The sequence below is a fragment of the Bradyrhizobium sp. UFLA01-814 genome, from assembly GCF_046718885.1.
Lineage (GTDB): Bacteria > Pseudomonadota > Alphaproteobacteria > Rhizobiales > Xanthobacteraceae > Bradyrhizobium > Bradyrhizobium elkanii.
The window spans coordinates 1-3,089 of record NZ_JAQOSR010000335.1; the positions used below are offsets into that span (position 1 = coordinate 1).

Here is a 3,089-nt window from a genome sequence, read left to right on the forward strand (position 1 = left end):
GGACGAGCACATCGAGGCCGATGCTTTCCTGCCAGCGCACAGTGCGTGCCGTCTGGTTCTGCAGAAAGGTCTTGTAGGCGGTGTCACTCAGATCTCCCTTGGCATGCGAGGCGCGGGCCTTCCTGATTTCCGGGGTCTGCGGGAAAGAGCCGATTGTCGTCGTGGGGAAATCTGGCAGGTTGAAGCGCGCATGCTGCACCTCGGCTCGCTTCTCGAACCGACTGACGCGCCGGCGCATGGCCTCGTCGATCCCGGCGATACGGCTTGCCACCTTCGCGTCGTGAATGCGCGGCGAGGTCTTGCGCGCTAGCGCGGCGGCGTCGGATGCCTCCAAGTCCTTTGTGATCGACCGGCGCCCGCTTGCAAGTGCCGTGCTGAGCGCGGCCAGCTCCTCGATCTTCTGCACGGAGAAGGCCAGCCAGCTCTTTACCTCGGCGTCGAGCTTGGCTTCCAGGGCGAGATCAATTGGTACATGCAGCAGGGAGCAAGAGGGTGCGATCTGCACACGGTCGTTGCCGAGCTTTGCGACGACTGGCTCAAGCCGGTCGAGGATTCTGCTCAGATCCGCACGCCAGATATTGCGGCCGTCGAGCACACCGAGCGAGACGACGCGGTCGGCGGGCAGGCGGGCGAGGTCGTCGAGCTGCTCGGGCGCGCGCACCAGGTCGAAATGCAGTCCCGTCACAGGAAGCGCGAACGCCGTGTCGCGGTTCTGGCCGAGGCCGCCGAAATAGCTCGCCAGCATGATCTTGATCTTCGGCACTGCCCTGGCGATTTCGGCGTAGGCACGCCGCAGCGCGTCCTGAGCCGCCTCGTCGAGATCCTGCACCAGACAGGGCTCGTCAATCTGAACCCATTCTGCGCCGCGGCTGGCAAGCTCCCGCAGCACCTCGGCATAGACCGGCAGCAGCCGGTCCAGCAGCGACAGCGGCTCGAAGCCGGCATCCTTGCTTTTGGCGAGCTTGAGGAAGGTGACCGGACCGACCAGCACGGGTCTGGTCTGGTAGCCCAGCGCCTTGGCTTCCTCATATTCCTCGATCGGCTTGCGCGAGACGAGGCGGAATTGCTGATCCTTCGCAAGTTCTGGAACCATATAGTGATAGTTGGTGTCGAACCACTTGGTCATTTCTTGCGCCGGCAGGCTTTGGCCATGATGGGCGTTGCCGCGGGGCGCACCGTGCGAGTTGTCTTGGACATCACCCTGGCTGCCGCGCGCCATCGCAAAATAGGTCGCAAGCGATATTGGGCCGCTGGTCCAGCCATAGATAGCGGGGATCGCACCAACCATCACCGAGGTGTCGAGCACCTGGTCGTAGAACGAGAAATCGTTCGACGGAATTACCGATACACCGAGCTTTTTCTGCCGCGCCCAGTTGGCGGTACGCAATCCGATCCCGGCTTCGATCAATGCCTTCTCGTCCGATGTGCCGGACCAGAAGCTTTCGAGCGCAAGCTTGAGCTCGCGGCGTGGACCGATGCGCGGCGTACCAAGAGTTGCGACCGCAAGTGAGGAGATAGAGGACATTGGCTTAACCCCAAAGTTGGGGGCAAAGGCCGTAGTGACACGTCTGGACTCCGCAAGGCGCGTTGAGGGGCGAGCGGGTCGCAACCGCACCACCGGGACACCCCGCCCGTGGACGTTTATGTTGCCGAGGCAGGTCTCCTGGCTCGCGGGTCCTAGCTATCGTCCGGCCTTCCCGAAGCTCGCGCTTCAGTGGCTGAAATGGACGATGGCTCGCCGCTTACAGTTGCGGGGGCAGCGCCGGTATTGCATCGTTCCGAAGAACCTGCGCACCGGCTTCCCTCTTAGCTCCAGGTCAATCGGGATCTGGAGAACCTCAACGGTTTCGATTACCTGCAAGGGAGGGACTGCGTCAACCCTCAGAAATTATGGTCGCTGCGGCATCCCGAAGGGAATGATGCTCTGTACGGACGAGAATAGAGTGACTTGTAGTGGCAACTCAATGATTGCGTAGAATTCTGCGCCCATCTGGATGCTTTCGACAACCATGTGCGCGTTGTCATCCGTGAAATGGCGGAATAACGTCTGATTGCGCCTTGCTGGCAACCCAACGCGGACGCTGGCCAATGACCATCGCGCAGCCGCGCAGCCGATGGCCTCAAACTCAGCGGCCGTGAAGAAAGGGCCCTATCCTGCCGATGTCGGAGGCCGTGATGGAGTGCCTACCGGCGCCGGCGGCCCTCTCGCTCTTCAGTGTGACAGCCGGAGCAGCTTATTCCGAGCGGAACTAGAAATTCGGGTCGAAGTGCTCGGAGACGCTGTCGACCATGAGGCAGAGCATCCGCGCAGGCTTATGTTCCACGAAATGGCGTTCGAGCCGTTTGCGGCTGGTGCCCTTCAGATCTCACGTCCCAGGAGGCGGATATTCACTTCGAGGTCACGGTCCAGTTGTTGAAATTGAAATTCATCCCCCCGGGAGAGGAGGTGATCTCGACGCCGTATTGCACGCTACCGACGTTTATGTCGCCGAAATAGCCCGTCGACTTGATCCACTGCAGGATACTCTTGATGTCCACTGTCCCGCTGTTGGTCTTCGAAGTGCACAGGAGTGAGATGACTTTGTGACCATTGAAGCCTTCAAACACGTTCCAAGTCGCCCCGCCTGCATGGATATTGCGATAAACCGGGATCGCCGCCCCGGAAGAGTCATAGTGATATGAAATCGGCTTTACGTTGCCGCTGCCGTCTGGGTTTCCGGTGTAGTTTGTCCAGAGCATAATCTCCTGCTGTTTTGAGCTGTCCCAGATATCGTAGGCGACGTCCCAAGCGCCACCAGCAGGAACAACCTGGTTGAAGCTCGAGCTTAGAGTGTTGATTGAACTGAGCGGTTTCCCGATATTGAATGACTCGTGCGGATAGCTCTTGATGCCTTTCGAATTAGGCTGGTTCGACCACACGCCCCACCGGTTGGCTTCATACACCGAAATCGTCTGAGGCCCAGCGCCAGCGCCCCATATGTCGTTGTTCCAGGAGTATCCATTGCGTGAGAAGTTCCCGTACGGAGCACTCGAACTCCAAATCGGAGTCTTTGCCGATACAGGCGCGGCGGACGATGACCTGACTTGAT

The 3,089-nt window shown here is 60.0% G+C and carries 2 protein-coding genes and 1 riboswitch; both genes read right to left on the reverse strand.

Going from position 1 to position 3,089, the window contains the following annotated elements; genetic code table 11:
• Positions 1-1,525: 5-methyltetrahydropteroyltriglutamate--homocysteine S-methyltransferase (metE, locus tag PMN64_RS42540; RefSeq protein WP_411785071.1), on the reverse strand; the 1,525-nt coding region annotated here is incomplete at its 3' end.
• A 110-nt stretch (positions 1,526-1,635) separates the two neighbouring features.
• Positions 1,636-1,856, reverse strand: a riboswitch (cobalamin riboswitch).
• Positions 1,857-2,388: 532 nt separating this feature from the next.
• Positions 2,389-3,042, reverse strand: a complete 654-nt coding sequence (locus tag PMN64_RS42545; protein WP_411785072.1) for a glycosyl hydrolase — start codon at positions 3,040-3,042, stop codon at positions 2,389-2,391.
• Positions 3,043-3,089 lie beyond the last annotated feature (47 nt).